Source organism: Fervidobacterium nodosum Rt17-B1, assembly GCF_000017545.1.
Classification (GTDB): Bacteria; Thermotogota; Thermotogae; order Thermotogales; family Fervidobacteriaceae; genus Fervidobacterium; species Fervidobacterium nodosum.
The window spans coordinates 631,130-656,553 of sequence record NC_009718.1 but is presented as its reverse complement, the minus strand read 5'-3'; the positions used below and the strand labels follow the sequence as shown (position 1 = coordinate 656,553).

The following is a 25,424-nucleotide window of genomic DNA, read 5'->3' as shown; positions in this document are numbered from 1 at the left end:
GGGGGGATAGGGTTTGTTCTATAGCACTAAATCCGCGGTTATAGTGGGGATAACACCACTATTAGTTACGGTTGAAGTTGACATAAACACGAGGGCAGTGAAAAGGGATATAAACATTGTTGGATTGCCGGATGTAGCGGTGAAAGAAAGTAAGCAAAGGATAATAAGCGCACTGAAAAATTCAAATATATCCCTTCCTAATGGAATGATAACGATAAACCTCGCACCAGGCGATGTGAAAAAAGAAGGCACATTCTTAGATTTAGCGATAGCACTAGGCATATTAGGTGCATCCGGAACAATTCCTAAATTCGATGGAATAATAATAGGCGAACTCGGTTTAGATGGCGCAGTTAGGAAGGTACGTGGCGTACTACCGATACTCCTTGAATTTCAAGACAAAAACACAATCTTTATCATCCCCCAAGAAAACCTCCATGAAGCTTCAGCTACAAAATCAAACTTCATATTAGCCTCTTCACTTTCTCAAATTGTTACTAACTTAAAAGATGGTAAATACGAACCTTACCAAACTAAAAATGAAATAATAACACATATAGAACATCAAATTGAAGAAGACTTTTCGGATATAAAAGGTCATATTTTAGCGAAAAGGGCATTTGAAGTTGCCGCGGCGGGAGGCCACAATTTACTCATGGTTGGACCTCCTGGAACAGGCAAAACGATGTTCGCTCGAAGATTTCCAACGATACTCCCGCCGATGGATGAAAAAGAAATAATAGAAACTTCCAAAATATACAGCGCGGTAGGCTTACTCAATTCATCTTTAATCACCAAAAGACCTTTTAGAAGCCCACACCACACATCGAGCACAGCGGCTATTATCGGTGGTGGGACAAATGTAAAGCCTGGTGAAATAACGTTGGCACACAACGGGGTACTATTCTTAGATGAACTTCCCGAATTCAGAAGAGATGTCCTTGAAGCGCTCAGGGAACCACTTGAAGACGGGATAGTCACAGTATCGCGTGTAAAGGGCAACCACGAATTTCCTGCGAGTTTTCAACTTATCGCTGCGATGAACCCGTGCCCTTGTGGATATTACGGTGACAAAGAAATCGCTTGCAAATGTTCACCGCATGAGATAAAACGATATTGGAAAAACATATCAGGGCCCATCTTAGACAGAATAGACATACAAATCCAAGTTCCAAGGGTCAGCTTTGACGAAATGAGAAGCAAAGACGAAGGAGAAAAAAGTAAAGACATCAGGGAACGGGTAATAAAAGCAAGGGAAATACAAAAACGAAGGTACAAAGATGAGAGAATAAAATTAAACGCAAAGATGACACACAAAATGATAGAAAAATACGTCAGACTTTCAGATGATGCCGAAAGCTTACTCAAAGCGTACGCGCAAAAATACAAACTCTCCGGCAGAGCTATAGACAAAATCCTAAAAGTTAGCCAAACAATCGCAGATCTAAACGGTAAAGAACTAATAGATATACAATGCATCAGCGAGGCTTTACAATACAGGTTAAACGATAATATAACGGAATTCATCATTTGAAGAACAAAAAAGGGGGATATAGTTATGGAAGAACTTAAAGATTACTATCGAAAAATCGCGAAATACTCAAGTGCCTCTGCTTTATTGTACTGGGACATGCAAACGTACATGCCACCACACGCAGGACCTTACAGAGCGCAGGTCATATCCGAGATTAGCTCATATGCTTTCAAAATGTCCATCGACGATGTTCTTGGAAAAATGCTAAACGAGGCAAACCCTGAAAATGACATAGACAGAGCTATAATAAAAGTTGGTAAAAAAGATTACGAAAAATACAAAAAAATCCCACCGGAGTTATTCGAGGAAACAATGAGAACAGCGACGATATCCGAACAAGAGTGGCAATACGCAAAACCAACGGGTGATTTTTCAAAAGTCAAAGCTAACCTTGAAAAATTAGTTGAATTGAACAGAAAAATCGCAGACATACTCGGCTATGAGGACGAACCATACGACGCACTTCTAGACCAATTCGAACCCGGTATGAAAGCAAAGAAAATAGAGAAGATATTCACACCATTGAGAGAATTCACTATACAAACACTGGAGAAGATAGAAAAAGAAGGGAAAAATCCACCGTTGGTGAACCCAAAAATTGCCGTAGAAAAACAGAAAAAATTCAGCGAGGAACTTATAAAATATTTAAAATACGATTTAAACAAAGGACGACTTGATGTATCCGCTCACCCATTTACCAATCCGATAGGTTTAAACGATGTGAGAATTACGACAAGGTATATAGAAGACGATGTGAAAAATTCAATTTACTCAACAATCCACGAATTTGGTCATGCGCTTTACGCACTCTCTATTCCAGAAGAATTTTACAGTTTACCGATAGGTTCAAGTGCCTCGTACGGTTTCGACGAAAGCCAATCGAGATTTTGGGAAAACGTCCTTGGACGTAGCCTTGCATTTTGGAAAGGCATATACAAAAATGGAATAATCGATGTTCTTCCAGAACTCAAAGAACACACCGTTGAAGACATCTGGCGCTGGGTTAACGAAGTTAAAAGGTCATACATCAGAACGGAAGCTGATGAAATCACTTACAACTTGCACATAATCTTGAGATTCGAAATAGAACGCGCACTAATAAACGGTCAACTCCAAGTAAAAGATCTACCAGACATCTGGAATGAACTATTTGAAAAATACATAGGCTTAAAAGTGCAATCAAACACAATAGGTTGCATGCAAGATCCACATTGGTACGGTGGTTCATTTGGTTACTTCCCAACATACTCACTCGGCAACATATACGCCGCACAGATATACCAAAAATTGAGAGAAGAAATAGAATTTGAAAAACTCTTAGAAGAAGGCAACTTCGAGCCAATAAAACAATGGCTAAGCGAAAAAATATACTCAAAAGGAAGAATTTACGAACCAGAAGAACTAATGACATTGGTAACTGGCAATCCTCCAAGCGTCGAACCATTCATGAACTACATCAAAGAAAAGTACTCAAAAGTATACGAAATATCATTATAAATTTCAAAAACAAAAAATCAATCTCGCAAAACAAGTGCCCTTTCTTAAAACAGAAAGGGCACTTTAATTTTTTAATTTTAAATTTCTCTCTTGACAAATTAGTTTATACTTAGTATAATAATAGTGTAAGTAAAAGTGAAAAAAATAACTTTCAGGAGAGCTAAAAAGTTAAAAAACTTGAGAATGGAGGTAAGTATATATGCAAAACACAAATAAAGTCAAAGTGGCAGTTATAGGTTGTACACACGCAGGGACTGCGTTTATCACCACGGCGAAGAAACTTTACGGAGAGAATGTTGATATATCTGTCTTTGAGAGAAATGACACAGTATCATTCCTGTCGTGTGGTATAGCCCTCCATGTTGGTGGTGTTGTCAAAGACCCAATGAAACTTTTCTATTCCTCGCCCAAAACGTTAGCCGAACTTGGTGCAGATATGAAAATGAGACATGAAGTCGTGGATGTCGATTTAAGTGAAAAATATCTTTTGGTGAAAAATCTTGAGACTGGGGAGACCTTCAAAGAATCCTTCGACAAACTTGTTGTCACATCCGGTTCTTGGCCCATTATTCCAAACATTCCAGGTGTTGAGCTTGAGGGAATAAAACTCTCAAAGAACTTTTATCACGCGAAAGATATCGTGAACTATTCAAAAAACGCAAAGAAGATAACTATAGTAGGTGCGGGATACATCGGTGTTGAACTCGCCGAAGCATTTAAAGAAAATGGAAAAGAAGTAACGATAATCGATATAGCCGATAGAATACTTGCAAAGTACCTCGATAGCGAATTTACACAAATACTTGAGAAAGAAATGAAAGAACACGGAATAAACGTTGTCACTGGTGAGAAAGTTACCGCATTCGAAGGCGAAAACGGAAAGGTCAAAAGAGTAATCACAGACAAAGGTACCTACGAAACGGATATGGTAATCCTAGCCGTTGGCTTCAGACCTAACACGGATTTACTAAAAGGAAAAATCGATATGCTACCAAACGGCGCGATAATAGTTGATAGATATTTGCACACTTCCAATCCAGACGTCTTCGCAGCGGGCGATAGCACAGCTGTATGGTTTAACCCATCGGGCACATACGAATACATCCCACTTGCGACAAACGCTGTGAGAATGGGAACGATAATATCATACAATCTATTTGAAAACAAGATAGAATACAAAGGAACGCAAGGTACATCCGGTGTAAAAGTCTATTCCTACAACGTCGCAGCAACAGGACTCACCGAAAATTGGGCAAAAGAAAAAGGCATCGCTGTTAAAAGTATCTTCACTATCGAAAATAACAGACCCGAATTCATGCCAGAGTACGAGCCAGTCTACATAAAAATCGTCTATCGAACCGACAATGGCCAAATCGTTGGTGGACAAATCATGTCGAGAGCGGATGTCACCGAGAGTGCAAACACACTTTCTTTGGCGATACAAAACAAAATGACCATAACAGACCTTGCGTTCTCCGATTTCTTCTTCCAACCATACTTCAACAAACCATGGAATTTCTTGAACACCGCCGCATTGAAAGCTTTGGAAAGTTTAAAAATTTGAGATAACAAAAAACTAAAAAAATCAAAGCACGCCACAAGTCTACTGGCGTGCTTTGATTGTTTAATTATTTGATTTAATATATTAATATATTCTTTTGTACTGATTGTACCCTTTAACGATTTCATTCAAAGGCTTCAAAATCCTAAAAGACTTTTCGGCTATCTCAAATCTCAGAACACCGCTTGTGAGTTTAAATTGCTCTTGGGTGAATAAATCAACAAAGACCGTCCTGTCAAGCAACCTACCATCCTTTACCGAAACTGCGACCTTTCTTTCTTCACCTGGATTGACCGCAACGATTACATCATCCAGCACGTATGGTGCCTTCCTTAAAAACACCAAAGGCTCATTGTTAAGCACTTCGAAACTTCCAACTTTAAACGCGATTTCACTCTTTCTGAGCGCTATTAACTTTTTGTAAAACTCAAACATATCTAAATCCCATTTACTCCTATCCCATACCATCGTTTTTCGACACTCCGGATCCTTGCCCCCATCTAAACCTATCTCCGTGCCATAATAAACAACTGGCACACCTGGGAACGTAAATTGCAAGACGATAGCCAATTTTCTTAAAGCTTTATCTGGTATCGAATTTGCAAGTCTTTCAGTATCGTGGCTATCTAGCATATTCCAACATCCGTATATATTTCTTGTGCTTTTGAAAACCCCTTCCAGCGCATTCCCCGGTTCTTTTAATTCACCATTTAAATAACTAAACACAACCTCTCTGAGATTGTAATTCATAATCCCATCGACCATGTCCCACCTATCTGGATAAGTCCAAAGCTCACTAACAACGTACTTATCAACGGAAACAGATTTCACAATTGAGGTTATAAAAGCGTTATTGACAGGTCCAAGGTCTTGACCGCAATCAAGCCTCCAACCATCTATCCCAAGCTTTAAATAATGCTCCACAACACTTGCGATATATTCACGTACCACATTTTCCTCAAGGTGAAATTCCGGTAAAGACCTGATTCCCCACCATCCCCTATGTCCATCTTCGTATATAGAAAACCTACTTACGTAATCTCTCATCCACCTTTTCGCTTTCAAAAACCACGGGTGCTGAGAACTCACATGATTGAAAACACCATCCAAAATTAGCCTTATATTATTACTTTTCAAACTCTTCAACAAACTTTTAAACGCGTTCATCCCGCCGAATTGACTATCGACTTTAAAATAATCAACAGCATCGTACTTGTGATTAGATGGAGATTTAAATATGGGAGTTAAATAAACTGCATTAATAGCCAACTCTTTTAAATAACCAACTTTCTCCGCAATTCCCCACAAATCTCCACCGTAAAACCACTTATTTTGCTTCCCATCACCAGTACTTACAGGTGGTTCATCCCAATCTTTTAAAATGCCATCTTTGTATAAATGAGCTTTATCTTTAATGCTCTTTCCTTTACCAATAGCGAATCTATCTGGAAAAATTTCGTACACAACACTCTCGAAGGCCCAGTAAGGCGTTGGATAAGTTGGATAAATTGGATAACTCAACAAAATCACTCCTTTGCATTCATAAATTTGTCAATCAAATAAATTATACCCTAAAACGCGAAATTTTACAGCCTTACAGAGTCTTACAAAATTCCGAAACTAAAATCATTTATTTTACGAAAATTTAACGTGATATTATTCACGATATAACATAGACAATCGGAAAAAGGTATAAAATATAATTGAAAATGTGAAAATATTCACAGAATATAAAAGAATATTCCCAAATGTTTGTAATGAATAATTATTCAGATTATATGAAATCAAAATACACACCCGACAGGAGGGATTATATGGATTACTTACTCACGAAAGAGCAACTACTTGCGAGAGAATTATTCAGAGAATTCGCGGAAAAAGAGGTTAAACCGTTAGCTCAGAAAGTGGATGAAGAAGAATACTTCCCAATAGAAACAGTCAAAAAAATGGCGGAAATAGGTATGATGGGCATACCTTTCCCCAAAGAAATTGGAGGAGCGGGTGGCGATTATTTAACGTACATTATGGCCGTTGAAGAGTTAGCAAAAGTTTGTGCGACTACATCGATAATCCTCTCGGCTCACACTTCCCTTTGCTGCTGGCCTATCTTTAATTTCGGCACGCAACAGCAAAAAGAAAAATACTTGAGACCACTGTTGAAAGGTGAGATGATTGGTGCGTTCGCGCTTACAGAACCAAATGCAGGCAGTGATGCGGGTAATCAACAGACAACCGCGAAACTTGTTGGCGATTACTACATCCTCAACGGCTCCAAGATATTTATAACCAACGGCGGTGTTGCAGATGTCTTCATCGTCTTTGCTATGACAGATAAATCGAAGGGCACAAAAGGCATCAGTGCGTTTATCGTTGAGAAATCCTTTGAAGGTTTCAAGATAGGCAAGCCTGAAAAGAAGATGGGAATAAGAGGTTCATCGACAACAGAGTTAATATTCGAAGATTGCAAAGTCCCCAAGGAAAACTTGCTTGGTAGCGAAGGTATGGGATTTAAGATCGCTCTTCAAACGTTAGATGGTGGAAGAATAGGCGTTGGCGCGCAAGCACTTGGCATTGCCGAAGGCGCAATAGATGAAGTGCTTAGATACGTTAAAGAAAGAAAACAATTTGGAAAATCCATTGGTTCATTCCAAGGAATCCAATGGTATATAGCCGATATGATAACAAAAACACGCGCAGCAAAATTATTAGTTTATGACGCGGCGATAAAAAAAGACAAAGGGATACTCACAAGTGCGGACGCGGCTATGGCAAAGAAATACGCCTCAGATGTTGCGATGGAAGTAACAACCCAAGCTGTCCAGATATTCGGCGGTTACGGTTATACAAGAGATTATCCAGTCGAACGAATGATGAGAGACGCGAAGATAACACAGATATACGAAGGAACAAACGAAGTGCAGAAAATGGTCATTGCCGCACAGTACATCAAATAAGTTAATTGTAAGCTAATCGTACAGGGAGGCTAAAATATGAGCATGAGAATAATCGTATTCGCAAAGCAAGTACCCGATACAACGGAAGTTAAAGTTGATCCAGTTAAGGGTACACTCATCAGAGACGGTGTCAGGTCGATTATGAACCCAGAGGACAAAAACGCGTTAGAAGAAGCGTTGAGATTAAAGGACAAATTTGGTGCGAAAGTAACGGTCATAACCATGGGGCCACCTATGGCTGAAGCCATACTCAGGGAAAGTTATGCAATGGGCGCCGATGAAGCGATACTCATAACCGACCCACTGTACGCTGGAGCGGATACATGGGTTACAAGTATGATACTTGCAAGAGCTGCTCAGCTTATCGGTTTTGACCTAATACTCACAGGCAGACAAGCCATAGACGGTGACACAGCGCAAGTGGGAATAGAAATCGCTCAGCATTTGGGCATTCCCGTAATAGCTTACGCAATTGGTGTTGAGATAAAAGAAGATAGAGTAATAGTTAAAAGGGAACTCGATGACAGAATAGAAATCCTATCAACTCCTCTCCCATGTGTTATAACCTGTTCAAAAGACATCAACAAACCAAGGTACATGAGAGTACCTTACATCTTTGAAGCGTATTCTAAAGAGATAAAAATACTAAATAACAGCGTTTTAAAATTCGACAAAAACGAAGTTGGGCTTGTAGGTTCACCTACAAAAGTAAGAAAAACTTTCACAAAAGGACCAAAAGGCGAAGGCGTACTCTTCCAAGGAGACATAGACGAAGCCGTTCAAAAAATCATCGAAGCTATACCCGTGCTTGGAAAATAAAAAAATTAGTAAAATACGAAACGTTTGAGAGGTGAGTATAATGATAATGGTTCTTTGCCAGCAGGAAGATGGCGAACTTCACAAAGTCGGTCTTGAGTTACTTGGTAAGGCGCGTGAACTTGCACAAGATTTAGAAACGCAAGTTACAGCGGTTATCCCTGGAGTTGACATATCCCACTTAGCCCCGATACTTATCCAACACGGAGCTGATAGAGTTATCCTTGTAAGACACAAAGAACTCAAAAATTACACAGTCGAAAAATACACGGAAGCATTTTGCCAAATCATCGAAAAAGAAAAACCAGAAATACTCTTACTTGGCGCAACGCAACTTGGCAGAGAAATCGGACCAAGCCTTGCGGCAAGGTTAAAAACAGGCTTAACGGCAGATTGTACACAACTTGAAATAGATAAAGAAACGAAATTACTCCTCATGACAAGACCCGCATTCGGTGGCAATTTAATGGCAACAATAATCTGCCCAAACAACAGACCGCAAATGGCGACAGTGCGACCGGGTGTATTTCCACTCAAAAACGCAGATGTAAACAGAAAAGGGGAAATTATAGAATTTATCCCAAATTTAGAAGGTAAAGAATTCAAAATAACAATCGAGGAAATTGTTAAGAAAGTTAGAAAAGGAACGGACATAACCGAGACGAAGATAATCGTCGCGGGCGGCCGAGGGATAGGTTCCAAAGAAGGATTTGAACAGTTGAAAGAACTGGCAGATTTACTCGGTGGAGAAGTGGCAGGCTCAAGAGCAGCTGTGGACAACGGCTGGATAGAAAAAGACAGACAAGTGGGTCAGACAGGGAAAGTGGTAAGACCAAAACTGTACATCGCGGTTGGTATCTCTGGAGCAATCCAGCACCTTGCTGGAATGCAAGAAAGCGAATACATAATAGCCATAAACAAAGACCCGGAAGCCCCAATAATGAAAATAGCCGACCTTGCCATCGTCGGTGATTGGAAACAAATCATAGGTAGATTAATACAAAAATTAAGGCAAGAAGAAAAAGAAGAACAGATATCACAGATATCACAGATATCACAGATATCTTAAATAGTCTTATGAAAAATCCTATCCCAATTTCCCAGCGGGATAGGATTTTTCGCATAAATTCATGCTTTTAGGATTATAAAGCCTTGAAAATTATTTTGTGACTATGTGACAACTGTAGAATTTCTGTCTACAGCTGTGACAAGTGAAAATAAATTAAAATATCATATTTTATGAATTATTCCCTTGATTAAATCAACGCTAACTGAAAACACTTTTGAGAATTCCGATTTGTATAGAAAAACTGTGGCAAGAAGTCCAACTAATGATGAAAGAATTGATAGGAATAGATTTTGCGAAAATGTATGAAACGATGCCGAGAAAATAAAAATAATCACAAGATAGTAAACCTTTCTCAAATTGTATGGAACAGGATACAACTTTTTGGAGACACTTGATTCGATGGCAAAAACAATTATAAAAGATAATCCTGTTGAAACTGCCGCCCCTTTTGCTCCAAAGATTGGAATCAACAGGAAATTCCCTATTAAATTGAATATAGCCGCTGTGCTGTTGCTAACAATAAACCAGTATGTTTTCTTCGAAAAATCTATCCCTCTTGCAACAACAATAGCCATAGTTATCATTACAGGATTCAAGATTAAAAATGGAGAAATTGCTGCAGCTGGCCTGTACGTTTTTGCAAGCAAAAGGAAGATAACATCTTTAAACGAAAGCAGAACAAACCCTGCAGAGAATGTTAAAAAAGCCACGTAGTCCAAAGTTCTTTTAAATATAATTTTGTTTTCAGGGTTTTTCTCATATTGTTCGTATGCAAAGGGATACCAAAGTGTTGAAAAACCACTTGTAAGTAAATTCATCGCCGAGATTATTTTGAAGGCGGCACTGTAAAGTCCAATCTCAGAAAAGTCTACGTACAAACGTAACACGACCCTATCTATCCAATTAAGGATCCACCAAAAAAGGCCGGAGAAAACAAGCGGATATCCGTATTGTACTACTTCAAAAACTAATTTTTTATCTATCTTTATTGGGAACCAATAATCTCTCTCAAAATACATTCCAATACCGAGCGCTAAAATATTCGAAAAAAGCTGTGCGTAAAGCAAAGCGTAAAAATCGCGTTTTACAAGCAGAGCATAAAGCAAAATGAAACCTATTTGACTGATTGACTGAGTTATGTCAATTGCTGAGAAAAGAATTCCTCTTCCTTTAGTTCTAACTAGGTTCATATTGAATGTTTGGAAAATTCCAGTTATTAGCGTTGCAATTAAAATAACATGAGCATTTGATACACTAGTTCCCACGAGAAAGGCGTTTATGGAGGATTTAAAAATAAAAACAACGATACTTATCAATGCACTCAAAATAATTGGTGTTATAAGACTACTCCACAAAAGGATGGTTTTTTCCTCTTCTGATTTTTGTGGGAAAAATCTAAGTAAAGCCGAAGGAGTACCAAGAATACTTACAAGTAGAATTATCGAGTAAGCAGTAGAAAACATCGCGGCTTTTCCAAACTCTTCTGGATTGATTAGCCAAGTAGTGATTGGTGTGATAAAGAAAGATATAAGCGCTTTGAACCAAGTACCGAGCGAGAATGAAATATATTTCTTCAAAAGATTACGTTCATTTATATTCATTAATATCCTCCTTTTGTGGATACCGGAACGGAAAGATTTAGAAATTTAAGAATTAAATTGATTTTTTTCTCATACTCTTTGTTTACTACAATTTCAAATCCACCTTTAAATGCTGTCTCTAATAAAAGCTTATAGATTCTTGGAAGATTATTACTTAAAAGCATATTGTAAAAAATATTGACATCCTTTCCAAACAATAGAGGAGCTTCTTTGATTAATTTATCCTCAATCTCAAGTTTTACATTCGATTTTTTCCCATAAAAGTTAAGAAGAGCTTCGTAATAAATATTACTTTCGGGAGACACACCGTAATTTTTAAAAACTTTCTTGATTAAATTGTACACTTGTCTGTGGTATTGCTCGTAACCAATTTCTGAACGGTGAACAACTAAGTTAGTTGGTAACCTGTGAATGTATCTAAAACCCGCGAAATGTATCTTGTAAAATTTAGATAACTCTACTATTGTTCTTATAACCCCGTTTGATGCTACAAATTTCCCAACTTCACTTCTTGCGTAATTTTCACTGTAAACTCGGTATTTGTACCATGGCTGACTTATATAACTCAATCTCAACGAGTGTATTTTTCCGTCTTTTATTTTGAACCAGTAAGGCTGGTTCCATATTATATAATTTTTTACAATATACCTAAAAAACACTTCTTTCTTTACAAAAAAGTGGTCACCTATTACATTAGCTCCATTCAAATGGATTAATTTTTTTTAAGTGTTTTCACCAAAGTTTTTGTATACTCTCAAAATTCCAGTCTCTTCGTCTTTTTCATTTATTTTTACATAGTCACTGTACACACCATCCAAATTTTTCTCAATGATTGTTATTGCATTCCTTTTGAAAGCAAACTCATCAGTCAACAAATCATCAGAATGAAATAAACAAACAAGATCTCCAGTTATAAATTTACTACCATTCAGCAATGCGTCAAGTTGCCCTTTATTCTCTTGTTTTATGTACTTTATCCTTCTATCGTTATAAGAAAGCACAATTTTTTCTGTCTCATCGGTTGAGCCATCATTTACGATTATGAGTTCAACATCTACTTTACGTTGACTTAAGACACTTTCTATAGATTTACCTATATGCTTAGCATCGTTGTAAGTTGGCATTAGAACAGATATTTTCATAACTTCACCGCCTTGTTTCCGAAATAACTTTTTCGTATATTTCAACAATTTTTTTCGCATGTTCAATGTAAGAATGGTTCTTCACAACGTATTCCCTTGCTCTTTGCCTAAGCTCAGAAAAATTGTCATAGTTGTTCTTAACATAATGTAAAGTTTCAACTATCGCATCAACATTCTTTTGTTCTATAAGTATTCCATTCTCCATATGTTTTACAACTTCCTTCATACCACCTACGTTTGTGCACACAACCACTTTCCCACACGCCATACCTTCCAACATACTCAGTGAAGTTGCCTCTTCAACATCATCAGAGGAAACACTTGGTATTAATATCAAATCAGCTGCTTTGTAATATTTGTGAATTTCGGCATTCGGTATAGCATCAAGTATGAGCGCGTTGGAGTTATCTTTGAGTATCTCCTGAATTTCTGATTTTAACAGACCTCGACCAGCAAAAACAAAGAGATAATCATTTGACTTAATTTTAGAAAAAGCACGTGCAGCGTAATCTACTCCATTCTTTTTTACATACCTTCTTGGAACAAAAACAATAAAGGTATCTTTTGGAAATCCGAGTTCGCCTCGAAGTAAAATTTTTTCTTCATCTGTAACAGGTTTGAAGAGATCTGTATCAACAGCGTTGTATATAACAGTAACCTTATCTTCTGGATAGCCAAATTCTTGAATAACATAGTTTTTCAACCTGCTATCGACAGTTATAATATGCTTAGCCTTTTTCACCGCACTTTTTTCTATTTGCATGCAAAAATCGAAAATTTTACGTTTGTCTTTTTCGGAAATGGTAGGTGAGTAATTAACCGCTTCCCTTGCCAGATATCCATGCAATGTTAAAACTGTCGACGGATGGTCAATATTGTAAAGACTTCCAACATCATGACAGTGAACTATGTCAAAATTATCTAATTTTAGCGAGGAAAATAAATGAAAGCGATCCTGGAATTTTTTCTTGTATCGTACATAATAAGAAAATAAAGAGGCTGGATTTGAGAGTATAATCTTCAATATTTGAAAAAATTTTTTACTTTCAATCGGAGGATAAAACGTTGTCACATCATGCCCAAGTATTTTAAGAGCACGTTCTAATAAATTTTGATGTATGTGTTTTCCACCGTAATTTATAACCTTTGAATTATCAAACGATAATATAGCTATTTTCACGCATAAGACCTCCAATCAATTGTAAAAATCTAAAATATTTTAATTTAACGTGTTTGAACTTTTTACTTTATCAAATTTAAAACATTTTTATACACATCTATCTCTTTTGCCACAATATTTCTCCAAGTAAACCCTTTGCTTCTTTCTATTAGCTTGTTGGCATCATATCCATGTTCTAATACTTCAACCACTTTCTTAGCAAACCTTTCTTCAAAATTTTCTCCTTCTTGAACTACATACTCTGGAAAGCCTATCGCTTCTGGTATCCCTCCATTGCTACTTCCAACTACGCAAGTACCACACGCTTGCGCTTCGATTGCCACGGCCCCAAATCCTTCCTGCCTACTTGGTAATATCATCACATCCATTGCATTCATCCATTTTGCTACTTCTTGTTGAGGTAATCCCCCGGTAAAGATAATATTTAAACCTTCTGTTTCCTTCTTAATTTCCTCTCTCAACGGTCCATCTCCAACTACTATGAAATACGTGTTTGGATATACTTTCGAAATTAGATTAAATATTTCACCTAGTTTATCAGCCCTCTTTATCGGTAAAAGATTGCCAACAAATCCAATGTATTTATAGCCTTTTTTGTAAATTCCGAGCTCTTTTCTTACACTTTCTTTATCAAAAGGCTTAAATACTTCTTGATCGTATCCATTAGGAATTACAACCGCATTTTTCCCCGAATATCCATACGATTTTGCTTTTTCCAAAATAGCGTTGCTAACAAAAATATTAGCCGAAGCCTTCTCGAGGACTTTAACATATATTTTGCCTCTTTTCGGCATAACTACATTTACATCCCCACCATGCCAACTTACGGCGAACGGCTTGTTGTATTTCTCAGATAAAATATTTGCGATTAATCCAGCTGGTATACTGTACATACCATGCCCATGAATTAAGTCGTAATCTTCTACTCTAAACATATTTTCAATTCTTTGGGCAAACCTTCCTGCGGTTTTTAAGAAATAATTCGGTAAAGTCTTGAACAATGCTAAGTCAATCAAACTTCTATCTATTAAAACAGGTGTTAGCTTTATTCCGCAACACGTACTAAGAGGCTGGTTTTTGTTATAAATCTTCAAAAACTTTTTAGCAAAAGTCACCATCTTATTATCGTTGTACCCCAACACGGCAACGTCAAAATCTATTCCGTGCATTTCATAATGTTTCAACCTGTTGATAATGAATATCCCAGCTTGTGGATTTGAAACCTTCGGACCAAGGCTTGTTATCACCAGAACTTTCACTTCTTAATCACCTTCAATGCAATACAAAGTTGATGAATTCTTGTTTTTTCATATCATCCCATACAAAATTTCTTTTGTATTTTCGCACATTTTCCATAAGTTCATCGTAGTGTTCGTACGCATTAAGAATTCTCTCCACTGACTCTTCAACGTCGTTAGGATCTATCACCACACCTATACCGTACTTTTCCACCTCTTTGGCCATCGATACAAAAGAGTTCTTAACTATTACCGGTGTACCAGCGCATATGGAATCGTAATACTTATTTGGAAGTGCGAATAAATCATTCTTGTAACTTTCATTTCTCACAGTATTGTAAGAAATCAACGAAAAAGCGGATTTCGAAAGCTCTATCATCATATCTTCATATGGCAGGAAAGAAGTATACTCATGCGGAACATCTTTAAACACATCCGAATCCATCCCGATAATTTTGAACGTAAATCCTTTCTCTATTAACTTTTTCAATATCTCCTTCTCTTTTTCAATATTTCTCGTCACTTTTCCAACAAATGATATTTCTTTTCTTTTTTCCTTGGGTTCAACTAAGATGTTTGCATAATTTGGAACAACTAAATATGGCTTTTTCAAGCCTAATTTTTTGTAAACATCTTCCTGCATCTCTTTTGATACAAAAATGAGCTTATCTGCTAATTTTAACTGCATTTCAAAAATTTTCCACATTATTTTTTCTTTTAAAATTTTTGCTAATCCGCCAAGCGAGTTTAAAAAATTTTCAGGATGGTATTCGTGAATATCGTACACAACCATCTTTTTTTCGATTTGGCAAACTTGAAAGGTTTGAGAGGAAATATCGGTAAAAAGTGATGCATATAAAGTATATCGTAGTCTTCGCTTTCTATAACTTCTAACACTTTCAAATCGAATTTTATCCTTTTCAAAGCCTTTTTCAAAACATTCTCCTGAGCATTTATTTTAAAGAAAATAGGAATGAACTTGATATTGTTTTCAACATAAATACCTTCATTTTCATTATTTGAAATGTACTGATAAGAAACATCACATACTTTACTTAAAGTCTCAACCGTTCTAAAAACCCTTTTATCATTTTTTGGATGATAATAACCTACGATAAGAACCTTTTTCAACATACCACCTCATTGTAAAAAATTATAAAAACTCAAAGACTCTCTATATAGTACTTAATCTTCGTTGAAACCCTCAACACACCGTTATTTTCTGTTAATACTCCATCATCTATCATTCTCTTAACGTAAGTGTACACCGTTTGGCGTTTAATCTTTTTTTCCAACCTTTTGACGAGCTCAGACTTATCCAAAGGATTGTTTATCAACTCTTGCAATATCGTCTTTTGTATCTCTGTAAACGACCACGTTTTCTCAAGCCCTTTTGCCATAATCTCCCTTATACTTTCCTTCACCACTTCCTTGCTGATTTTATCTTTATCTGAATTAATTATAGCTATCTGCTGAGCTATCCATAAGGCATCTCTCGGATTTCCATCGCTAAAAGCGGCTATTTCATCTAAGGCATCCATCTCAAAATAATCTGGATATTCCTTTATCCTTTTCAAAATCATCTTCTTTATATCATCCACCGTTAATGGATCAAGGAATATCATGTCCCTGAATATATTTTCCAAATTCCCGCTCTCGTTCCACCTCATCCTATCATTCGAATACTCTCTGTATATAGAAAATGGCAAAGAAACGAAAGTGACTATATTCTCCTTAAACAACACACTCTTTAGTGAGTCCAAAATATTTAAAACCTCTTCCTTCTTTTCTTTATCCAATTCATCGATTATAACCAAAATCTTTCCGTACACTTTAACAAGCAAAGATAACAGCTCATCAAGATAATCCTTCACCGTGTATATATTGAACCTCTTCTTGCTCACAGTTGATTTCCCATATGAAAAACTGGCAGAAACACTTAAACCTGCTCCATACGAAGTACTTTGGCTCATCTCGGTTAATATAAACTCCTTTGCCTCATTAGCCACCTTATTGATTTCCTTCTTTTTCAACCCCAACGCCAAATTAGAAAGCTTATACAAAAAATCACCAATTATTACCTCTTTTGAATCTTTCTCAGTTATTAAAACATAGAACCTTTTTGCGTTTTCGGAATTGATAAAATTCAGAGTTGTCGTCTTTCCAACACCAGTTTCACCACATACACCAAAAATACCCATCGGTTGGAAATAAGCAATTTTATTCAAATGCTCTATCTCCTTCTCACGATCCACAAGCAAATCACCATTATCAATCGGCTTATCAAACAAAGCCTCTATTATATACTTCAACTTTTTTTCATCCATCCCCATCACCTCAGGACGATTATACCATAATTGTTACTATGTGACAAAAGTCTATTTTTTGTCTACTGCTGTGACAAAAAATAAAAAAGCTTCGGTATTCACCGAAGCTGAAGAGATTGACTTTTACTTCTATCGCTTTTAGTTGGTTTCAAAGTTATAAACATAATAACATTATTAAAATTCATCGATGCTATCTAACGCGATTTCATCAGCTTTAGCTCCTATAATTTTTATCTTTTCAGAAGAAAAAACCAAATGTTCTTTTTTTTCGATTCCGGTAAAATAATTGTCGCTTAAAGAAAAAATCTTTTTTATTCTCTCTTTCAAATTCTCTGCATCCGGATTTATAATATAAAGAACTTGATTACTATTGTTTAGTTTCTTCCTTATTATATCATTAAAATGCTCATCAGCATAATTGAATGAATAACCAATGACAATAATTCTTTTTGAATTCTGAATCCACTCATTTGCTTTATACCAATCCTCAATAAAATTGCTTGACAAAACAGGTTTTAACTTCAATGGAGGAATAATTCCAGGCAAAAGGTACTTTCCATTTTTTAAGTCTGTATTTTGCCTTACAGTGTTTTCTAAGAATTCATGGATATCTTCGCATTCTAGTTCGATCCAAGTTCTTGTATCAAATTTAAGATATTTATCTAATACTCCGTGGAAATATAAATAGTTCTCCTTTTTAAGATTAGTACGCTTGGAAAGGAAAGATGTATAGTTAAACGAAATTACTTTAAAATCCTCAGGTATATTCGGATAAAATGGAATACTTTCTTTTTCAAGTACTTCTTTTTCTCGAGTTTTTAGATATGCCCACAACATCCATGAGATATAAAGGTATTTTTTTATCTCAGCCAACGATTCAGTGTAAAACCCCAAAAAAGTCTTAGCTAATAATGATTCTAAATCTAGAAAATGTTGTGACAAAACTTTACTAATTGGATTATTTGGATTTTCTATACTTCTTTTTAGAATTGCTTTAAGTATTAATCTAAAAGAATCAGTAAACGATGCCTTAGAAAGTTCAATTATATATTCATCGCTTAATTCCTTTTTGCTTTCTTCATCAAGTAACTTTTCTATATCTTTGATTGTTTCATCATCTAGTTTTCCTTCTTCTTTAATATTTTTAACTTTACTAAATAACTTTTTTAAAACATCAAATATAAGTTTGTCTTTCCCATTTTCTGATTCATTTTCTAAATCTTTTATTATTTTACCTATTTTGCTTTCATCATAACTGGCAAACAACTCAATTGAATCTTGTATAATTTTGTTAAAAGAAAATCTCAGATTAGGTAGAAATGATGTTATTGCTTCTTCATACTTTTTTCCTTCTTTTTTGGCAAAAATAGCAATTCCAGGAATTAACTCATTCGCAAGTGGCAAACCTATTCCATTTGTCTTGTCAACACCAGCACCTATTATCAAAGTTGTTTCTTGCCCCATAATATCCCCCTTTCTTCAAACAATTCCATTCACTTATTAAGATAATTAAAATTTTTCTAACTTGATTACTTTGATAAGTATATTCTCACCTCCTAAAAAATACTGCTAAAAACTAAATAAGTAATAAACTATGAAAAATATCCCCACACAATCCATTCAGGGTAACAAAAAACACTCCTCTAAATAGTTTTTTAAAACCATTTAAAGGAGTGTTTTTGATTATTATTTATTTCGCTCCTTTTCTCCAGAATATAACTTCTATCGTTTGCAAAATAATTCTTAAATCCATAAGTGTGCTTCTGTTCTTAACGTAATATAAATCATATTCTGTCTTTTTCATATACTCTTCCAAAGTTGTTGTGTGTTTAAAGTTTATTTGTGCCCATCCTGTAAGCCCTGGTTTTAGTTTCAGGCGATATTCGTAAAATGGTATTTGCTGACTGTATAATCTGTGGTATTCTATCATCTCTGGTCTAGGTCCTACTAAACTCATTTTTCCTTTCAGTATTAGCCAGAATTGAAGCGATTCGTCTATTCTCGTAGATCTAATAACTTTTCCTATCTTTAGCAGTCTTTTCTCTATTGTTCCGTTTGGATTATTTGAATCGAACCCATCGTTTTTAAGAGACCGGAGTTTGATAAATTCGAAATATTTCCCATCTTTTCCTACTCTCAGTTGCTTAAATACCACAGGCCTTCCATCTTCGATAAGTATCGCTATCGCAGTTATTAGCATAAATGGTGAGAATAATATTAGACCAAATGTTCCACCAATTATATCCAGAAGTCTTTTTGCTGGAGACTCTTTCGCTTTGCTGAATTCCAATTCGTAATACTCTTTAAATTTCTGAATGACTGCTATCGGTATTCTTTTCAACAGCTTTTCTGAAAGCTCAGAAAGGTACTCAACATTCTTTAATTTTATATCATCTTGTATCTCGTCCTTTATTCTTTCGTACAATTCGTAATCACCAATAAGAACATTATCGTAATGTATAACTTTTTGTCTAAATGTAACTGGCGATGGATTAATAAAATCAGCAAAGACATATCTTCCTTTTGATTTTTGGGTTATCTCATCCAGAATAGGTTTTAACTCTTCTTGCCTACCTATAACAAGATATTTCTTTGGCTTTGTCGTTTTCAACGAAATTTTAAATAAAATGTTATTAACAACAGACAGAGCAATTGGAAGGAGTAAGTTTAAATAGAGTATATTGTACTTTGAAACGTTAAAATCAAAAATTGAAACAACAGAAATAACAAAAAGGAATGACAGAAAAGCTGAAACATAGAATCGTACGACAGATTCATTGAAGCTTTCCAAATTATCATCATCGTATGCTCTCAATGCAAACGCAAAAAGTAAAAAGAAAAAATCATTTAGAATAGCTAAAGCAATATTTCCTAAAAAAGCATTTGACAAAAGCACTGTTATTCCAATATTGGTAAAAACAATAGCGAGGCTCAAATACATTAAATCTCCCTCACTTTCAATTGTTTGATATAAAGCAAATATTGTTAGATAACTGATAATGAATTTTTGTCCATAAAAATTTTAAATTAAATTTGGGAAATGAACTAGTGAAAACCCACACTCAAAATTATACAACTTGCAGAGAAATTAAATATTTCAATAGAGTAACTTTGTAATTAAGAATATTATAACTTCGGAAACCTAACTACCCTTGACAAGTTTCATTGAAAAAAACATATATTAAATATATTAAAGCGAAAAGAATGTGCAAAATTACCAAGATACATATTTATTTGAGCATAATACTATAAAAAGTTAATTTTAGTTTTCTTCTTATTTTTAAGAAATTATTTAGTAATTATTTCTTAATACTTTTATCTTTAAATTAACATACTAAGTTGTCAAACGTTGTTGAATCTCGTAATTTCTGATAATAACCATCGTTATATGAATCTTAACCTAAAAATACATAACTTTTCAGTAGATACATCATACTGTGGCATGTATAACACTCAATAAAAATGAAAAATCAAAAAATTAACTTACCCCATTAGACTGAATTTTACAATTCTCTAAATCAATTATCCTTCCAAGTTAATTTCTCGTAAAATATTACTTTGCCATTTACAAGTTCGGTTGGTGTATGATATAGTATATATATGTATACTTATAATTATACCCTTGAGCCTATAACTTACGCAAAACTTTACCTGCTCGTTATTTGAATATTTGAATTCAAATACAACCAATCATTCTCAAAAAGCCGTGGGGGTGTTTTCTTATGGATGATTTTAATGACTTAGAAAACGGTCAAATTAGCTTTGTGGATAACTTAAACAATCCAGATATCGCTTGGCGTAAGAAAGTACTTAGTTACCAAAAACTTGTCGATAGGTGGACTAAGTATTTTTGGAATATCAACAAATCATACTTGTATTCTTTCGAAGACCTTAGGCAAACAATCTGGTATATAATCATGGTTGGATTGAAAAGTTATGATGGAAGAGGAAACGAAGAAGACTTTCTGAATTGGTATGTGAGGAACAAAGTGATATCGGTGATAATGTACGGTAAAAAGCCACCAAATTGTACAGATGCGCCATTCACACCGATGAGATTTGACTATGTATCCGATGAAGACTTGACAGAAGTAAGTGAACTATTCTATTCGGATGGGAAGGATTGAGAATACAATAAAAATCAAAAGTGGGCTATAGCCCACTTTTGTGTGTTTAAAAGTAATTTTGTAAACAATAAAAAACATTTATCCTATTTTTAAAGCTGACATTATTTTCTTTAGTAAAAAACTGTTAGTAGATGATTTCAAAATTGATTCGACTAAAATATAAACAATTCCTCCAGCTAAAATTATTAAAAAAATATTCGTAATTGGTGAAATATTAATCTTAGTTATTAAAATCAACACAAGTGATGTTACTAAACCAGATAACATATGTTTCCATATTTCGTTAAAAAGGGGTTTTAAATTGATTAGCTTCCTTACCAAAATAATTTGAACCAATGTAACTGTGAATTCCGCTATAACCGTTCCAATGACAGCCCCAAGTGATTGATATTTTGGGATAAGTATTAAATTCATCGTGAAGTTTGTTATTGCTCCAGCTATCACTGATATTGTTAAATAATTTTCCTTTTTCATTGGTACCATTATTTGTATTCCAAATAAATTGCTCCAAGAAATAAACAATATTATTGGAGTTATATATACTATCAAATCCTTAACTTTTAAAAACTTGCTTCCGAAGAAGATAGGTACAAAGTCGTTCATTGTAAATATGGTTAGAATAATTGCTAATATAGAGGCATAAGTAACAAAATCAAAAATTATTCGTGTATATTTTTGCACCTGCTCGTGTTGATTATTTGAAACAAGATTAGATACTCTTGACATCATAACGGGCCCTAGTGATGTAATTAAAGATAAAATCATTTTTACTAATCTTTGAGACATCGTATAATAGCTAACTTCTGCTTCTGTTGATAATATTCCAACCATTGTTTTATCAAGAACCACATAAACTTCTATAGCAGCAAGAGGTACAAACAATTTGAATGAACCAATTAAAGTTTGTTTGATTTTTTCAAACGAAGGCTTTGTAATGCTTAAATTTTTTGGCAAATAAAACCACATTATAATACTTCCGAAAACGTTTGATAAAACATTTATTAATGGATAAAGATAATAGTCTTCTGGTTTCTGAATAACAATAAAAATCAAGATCGTGCTTACTATTCTTACTAATAGACCTCTTGTTGTTATTTTTGAAAATTCCTCGAGCCCTGAAAACAAAAATGTGATATCTAAAAGTGTGTTTATTATGGTAAGTGATTGCATTATATATAAAGCTCTGTATTTTTCTTGACTAAAGAGTGTGAATATGATAAAAGCCAAATAAGATGCAAGTACTGTAAGTATTTTCGTATATTGTATATTCCAAAAAGTATCTCTTAATTTTTCTGGATTATCTCTGACGGATGCTATTTCTCTTGGCCCGTATAAAGTAATTCCAAGTGCCGAAAACATAACAAAACATTCAACTATTGAACCGGTGAATGCAACAGCGCCTATTCCTTCTGGATTAAGTACTCTCGTGATGTATGGAATAGTTATAAAAGGGATAATAATATTGCTAATTGTTAGTATTAAGTTGTAAACATAATTTTTGGCAATGCTCATCTTAAACTTTTCTCTCCTCAATTTTCTTCATAGCAGCCTCTATTACTTGGTCCATATTGTAATACTTGTATTCAGCTAACCTTCCAATGAATATGTATTCACCTGTTGATTCTAATTTAATTACTTCTTTCATATATTTCTCTCTCTTTTCCATGTTTTCTTAGGTCATAACTATATAATATGGTTCTCCTTCTGCTAATGGATATTCAAAACATACTGTCGTTTTCTCACTCTTCTCATCTAAAAAGTGCTTGTATTCAGTTATCCTTGTCCAATCATAGTCGTTTGGATAATTAACTACCGCCACTGGTTGATAATATTCTTTATCAATCGTTTTTAACTCAAGTCTTAACGAACGATATTCTAATTTGCCGTACATGTAGTCAAAAAATCTATCCAATTCTCCTGTATATACAGTAAGTTTTGGTTTAAATAAATCCCTTACTTCAAAGTAATCTACTCCCAACATTAATGATATATTGGGATGGTTTAGCATGTTTTCTACCATTTTCGTATATCCGTTCTTTGGTATGCCTTGATATTTATCTGAGAAATATCTATCGTCTCTGTTTGTCCTTATTGGTATCCTCTTTGCCACATCTGGTGCTAATTCTTCCGGATCTCTTTCCCATTGTTTTATTGTGTAATTTTTGAAAAACATATCATATAATCTTTCTCCGATTTGTGATACAACAACATCTCTGAAATTTTTTGGTGGATTGTTGAATTTTGATTTCTTGACTTCCTTTTCCAAAAACTCCTCAACTTCGTATGTGGCAAGTTCAATTCCGAAAACTTGAGCAATGGTATCTCTATTAATTGGGAATGGTATAAGCTTACCTTCTGCGTAACTTAGTACTTTATGTTGGTAATAATGGAATTCGCCGAATCGATTTACGAAATCCCAGACTTGTTTATTGTTGGTGTGGAATATATGTGGTCCATAGGTATGGACAGTAATGCCATTTTCATCTTTGTAATCATGGCAATGGCCAGCGATATGCTTGTGTTTCTCGATAACAAGAACTTTATATCCTTTTTCAGCCAATATTCTTGCAGATGTTGAACCTGCTAATCCCGCTCCTATTACTAATATGTCGAACATAATACTTTCCTCCTGATAATATAATATGTTTAAATTTAGACTTAAATAGGAATTTTTCTTCTCTCGAGTTTAAAAGATTACATAAAATTACAAGAGAATTCAACAAATTCTATTAAATAACTATAAAATAACAAAAAATCATTTTATTTTTGAATTTCTCCAAAAAATAACCTTCCAACTTCTTTTCTATATCTCAAAGCAAATTTCTCTGGTGTGTAATAGTTATTGTATAAAATTTTGTTCTCTAATCCAAGCCTTTCAAGTTCATCTCTTGATAATAATGATAGATCAAGGATCTTCTTGACTAAATCTGCAATATTTTCTTTTTCAAAAGTTATTATTCCATTCGTTTGTCTACTAACGAATTTATTCCCACCTGTGAAAGAAGCTATTATTGGTTTTCCGATGGACATTACCTCCAACAAAATAAGATCGAAAAATGTTCTCCTATTAGGCAAAACGAAAACATCCGAAGCATTTACAATATTTCCCGGTATATTTGTCCAACCTACTTCTATCCATTTCTTGTCTCTTAACCCACGAATTGGAAATTCCTTTCCTGCGATAAGAAAATACACATTTGGTTCTTTTCTCCACACTTCTTCTGCAGCTTTTTGCAACAAATCGTACCCCTTAACATGATTGTGTCGCCCAACATAACTAACAACAAACGCATCATTTGGAATATTATATTTCTCCCTAATTTGTTCCCTTGACAAGTTGTGTTCTAAAGCCACAACACCAGATGGAACAAAAAAATATCTTTGTTTTTCACTATTTGATTGAAATCTGGCCATGTTTCAAAGTATGGTTCCATAGCCTCTTCACATGGAAACATCAAATAATCAACTGTTATAAATGCTTTCTCATCGATCAGTTTATAGTATTCAGCATACTTTGATATTAAAAAGTTCTTCGATTTCCTAAATAAAACTCTTTTTTGAAATAAATTTTTCAAGTCATAAGTAATTTCAATATGAAAAGCTTCTGGAGAATGTGATGTTAAAATAGTTGGAATCATGTTACCATTGTTTCTTAGGCTGTTGTTCGAGATCACATCCCAAACATGATGGAAATGCACAAATGCTATTTCAGAATTTAATTCATTCTGAAAAGCAATTTCCATAAGATTTTTGATAGCTTCCTTATTTTTGATTTCTAAGTTTAGTATTGATTCATCAAAATATTTCTTTGGGAAGAAGTTCATTAAGGCAAATTTTCGGAATTTTCTAACTAGCAGCAATAATTGTTTTTCCATTTTTACAGACTTGCTAATATATGAAATTATTTTAACATCTGTAATTGATGATTTCTCAAGACCTGTTTTTAGCTGGTAAAGATACCCCGCTGGTCCTCCGGCATTTTTATTAATTATACCTGAATGTATAATGTACCCTACTTTTTTTCAGACATAAGTATTCCCTCCATATATTATAGATTTTTTAGCTGGACGTAATCACTACCACAGAAGATTTGAGAAAAAATAAAAATATGGGTATAATTAAATTAATTCAAATGCAGTGATTCTCATGAAAAAAAAGAACAAGTATTCTCCCGATTCCAAGGTTAAATCTTATTAAAGATTATTTTAATTTTAACGCACTCCGAAAAATTGGACAAAAATCAAGAAACTTTTGTATAACTTAGATATTCTTTGAATTCATCTCTTAAATATCAGTATTTCAAGGTACTGTGTGGATATTCTCTATTAAGTTCAATCATCATTTATAAGTATTACCTCTTTTTTCTTACTCCGCCCTT

The 25,424-nt window shown here is 34.6% G+C and carries 23 protein-coding genes; 7 read left to right on the top strand and 16 right to left on the bottom strand.

Annotated features, from left to right (window positions below):
• Window positions 1-13: 13 nt before the first annotated feature.
• The 3 genes from FNOD_RS03040 (at window position 14) to FNOD_RS03030 (ending at window position 4,595) form a co-directional block, all read left to right on the top strand.
• Window positions 14-1,534 (top strand): YifB family Mg chelatase-like AAA ATPase, encoded by a 1,521-nt coding sequence (locus FNOD_RS03040; protein WP_011993765.1) that lies wholly within the window; start codon window positions 14-16, stop codon window positions 1,532-1,534.
• A gap of 24 nt (window positions 1,535-1,558) precedes the next feature.
• Window positions 1,559-3,031 (top strand): carboxypeptidase M32, encoded by a 1,473-nt coding sequence (locus FNOD_RS03035; RefSeq protein ID WP_011993764.1) that lies wholly within the window; start codon window positions 1,559-1,561, stop codon window positions 3,029-3,031.
• A 199-nt stretch (window positions 3,032-3,230) separates the two neighbouring features.
• Window positions 3,231-4,595, top strand: a complete 1,365-nt coding sequence (locus FNOD_RS03030; RefSeq protein WP_011993763.1) for an FAD-dependent oxidoreductase — start codon at window positions 3,231-3,233, stop codon at window positions 4,593-4,595.
• Window positions 4,596-4,676: 81 nt separating this feature from the next.
• Here the strand turns inward: FNOD_RS03030 and aglB are convergent, their stop codons facing one another.
• Window positions 4,677-6,116, bottom strand: a complete 1,440-nt coding sequence (gene aglB / locus FNOD_RS03025; protein ID WP_011993762.1) for a cyclomaltodextrinase — start codon at window positions 6,114-6,116, stop codon at window positions 4,677-4,679.
• Between the two features lie 290 nt (window positions 6,117-6,406).
• On the opposite strand from aglB, the gene FNOD_RS03020 reads away from it, so the two are divergent.
• Genes FNOD_RS03020 through FNOD_RS03010 form a run of 3 tightly spaced genes read left to right on the top strand, consistent with a single transcriptional unit; the run spans window position 6,407 to window position 9,431 of the window.
• Window positions 6,407-7,546, top strand: a complete 1,140-nt coding sequence (locus FNOD_RS03020) for an acyl-CoA dehydrogenase (protein ID WP_011993761.1) — start codon at window positions 6,407-6,409, stop codon at window positions 7,544-7,546.
• A 36-nt stretch (window positions 7,547-7,582) separates the two neighbouring features.
• A complete protein-coding gene (locus FNOD_RS03015) occupies window positions 7,583-8,365 on the top strand; it encodes an electron transfer flavoprotein subunit beta/FixA family protein (protein WP_011993760.1) in 783 nt (260 codons plus the stop codon).
• Between the two features lie 40 nt (window positions 8,366-8,405).
• Window positions 8,406-9,431: an electron transfer flavoprotein subunit alpha/FixB family protein gene (locus tag FNOD_RS03010; protein WP_011993759.1), complete on the top strand. Its 1,026-nt coding sequence runs from the start codon at window positions 8,406-8,408 to the stop codon at window positions 9,429-9,431.
• A gap of 161 nt (window positions 9,432-9,592) precedes the next feature.
• Here FNOD_RS03010 and FNOD_RS03005 read toward each other — a convergent pair whose 3' ends face one another.
• The 10 genes from FNOD_RS03005 to FNOD_RS02965 form a co-directional block, all read right to left on the bottom strand.
• Window positions 9,593-11,032: a lipopolysaccharide biosynthesis protein gene (locus FNOD_RS03005; protein WP_011993758.1), complete on the bottom strand. Its 1,440-nt coding sequence runs from the start codon at window positions 11,030-11,032 to the stop codon at window positions 9,593-9,595.
• On the bottom strand, window positions 11,032-11,739 hold the full coding sequence (locus FNOD_RS03000; protein ID WP_041256844.1) for a hypothetical protein: 708 nt from the start codon (window positions 11,737-11,739) through the stop codon (window positions 11,032-11,034). Before FNOD_RS03000 ends, FNOD_RS03005 begins: the two co-directional genes overlap by 1 nt.
• Before the next feature lie 15 nt (window positions 11,740-11,754).
• Complete coding sequence (locus tag FNOD_RS02995; protein ID WP_049750994.1) at window positions 11,755-12,174, bottom strand: glycosyltransferase family 2 protein; 420 nt, start codon at window positions 12,172-12,174, stop codon at window positions 11,755-11,757.
• 4 nt (window positions 12,175-12,178) lie between these two features.
• Window positions 12,179-13,354, bottom strand: coding sequence for a glycosyltransferase family 4 protein (locus FNOD_RS02990; RefSeq protein WP_011993757.1), 1,176 nt, complete (start codon window positions 13,352-13,354; stop codon window positions 12,179-12,181).
• A 62-nt stretch (window positions 13,355-13,416) separates the two neighbouring features.
• Window positions 13,417-14,613, bottom strand: coding sequence for a glycosyltransferase family 4 protein (locus FNOD_RS02985; protein ID WP_011993756.1), 1,197 nt, complete (start codon window positions 14,611-14,613; stop codon window positions 13,417-13,419).
• Window positions 14,614-14,626: 13 nt separating this feature from the next.
• Window positions 14,627-15,379: a glycosyltransferase gene (locus FNOD_RS02980; RefSeq protein ID WP_337998406.1), complete on the bottom strand. Its 753-nt coding sequence runs from the start codon at window positions 15,377-15,379 to the stop codon at window positions 14,627-14,629.
• Complete coding sequence (locus FNOD_RS09950) at window positions 15,340-15,723, bottom strand: hypothetical protein (RefSeq protein WP_337998405.1); 384 nt, start codon at window positions 15,721-15,723, stop codon at window positions 15,340-15,342. Before FNOD_RS09950 ends, FNOD_RS02980 begins: the two co-directional genes overlap by 40 nt.
• A gap of 32 nt (window positions 15,724-15,755) precedes the next feature.
• On the bottom strand, window positions 15,756-16,919 hold the full coding sequence (locus FNOD_RS02975) for an ATP-binding protein (protein WP_011993755.1): 1,164 nt from the start codon (window positions 16,917-16,919) through the stop codon (window positions 15,756-15,758).
• 174 nt (window positions 16,920-17,093) lie between these two features.
• Window positions 17,094-18,383, bottom strand: a complete 1,290-nt coding sequence (locus FNOD_RS02970) for a hypothetical protein (protein ID WP_011993754.1) — start codon at window positions 18,381-18,383, stop codon at window positions 17,094-17,096.
• A 226-nt stretch (window positions 18,384-18,609) separates the two neighbouring features.
• Window positions 18,610-19,860 (bottom strand): sugar transferase, encoded by a 1,251-nt coding sequence (locus FNOD_RS02965; protein WP_011993753.1) that lies wholly within the window; start codon window positions 19,858-19,860, stop codon window positions 18,610-18,612.
• 781 nt (window positions 19,861-20,641) lie between these two features.
• On the opposite strand from FNOD_RS02965, the gene FNOD_RS02960 reads away from it, so the two are divergent.
• Window positions 20,642-21,046, top strand: a complete 405-nt coding sequence (locus FNOD_RS02960; protein ID WP_011993752.1) for a hypothetical protein — start codon at window positions 20,642-20,644, stop codon at window positions 21,044-21,046.
• 78 nt (window positions 21,047-21,124) lie between these two features.
• On the opposite strand, the gene FNOD_RS02955 is transcribed toward FNOD_RS02960, so the two are convergent.
• From FNOD_RS02955 to FNOD_RS02940, 5 genes are all read right to left on the bottom strand, one after another.
• Window positions 21,125-22,558, bottom strand: coding sequence for an oligosaccharide flippase family protein (locus FNOD_RS02955; protein ID WP_011993751.1), 1,434 nt, complete (start codon window positions 22,556-22,558; stop codon window positions 21,125-21,127).
• A 1-nt stretch (window position 22,559) separates the two neighbouring features.
• Window positions 22,560-22,691, bottom strand: coding sequence for a hypothetical protein (locus FNOD_RS09920; protein WP_274376822.1), 132 nt, complete (start codon window positions 22,689-22,691; stop codon window positions 22,560-22,562).
• Between the two features lie 27 nt (window positions 22,692-22,718).
• On the bottom strand, window positions 22,719-23,663 hold the full coding sequence (glf, locus tag FNOD_RS02950) for a UDP-galactopyranose mutase (RefSeq protein WP_202965506.1): 945 nt from the start codon (window positions 23,661-23,663) through the stop codon (window positions 22,719-22,721).
• Between the two features lie 143 nt (window positions 23,664-23,806).
• On the bottom strand, window positions 23,807-24,400 hold the full coding sequence (locus FNOD_RS02945; RefSeq protein ID WP_011993750.1) for a glycosyltransferase family 4 protein: 594 nt from the start codon (window positions 24,398-24,400) through the stop codon (window positions 23,807-23,809).
• Complete coding sequence (locus tag FNOD_RS02940; RefSeq protein ID WP_011993749.1) at window positions 24,391-24,921, bottom strand: hypothetical protein; 531 nt, start codon at window positions 24,919-24,921, stop codon at window positions 24,391-24,393. The genes FNOD_RS02945 and FNOD_RS02940 overlap by 10 nt, the downstream gene beginning before the upstream one ends.
• Between the last annotated feature and the right edge of the window lie 503 nt (window positions 24,922-25,424).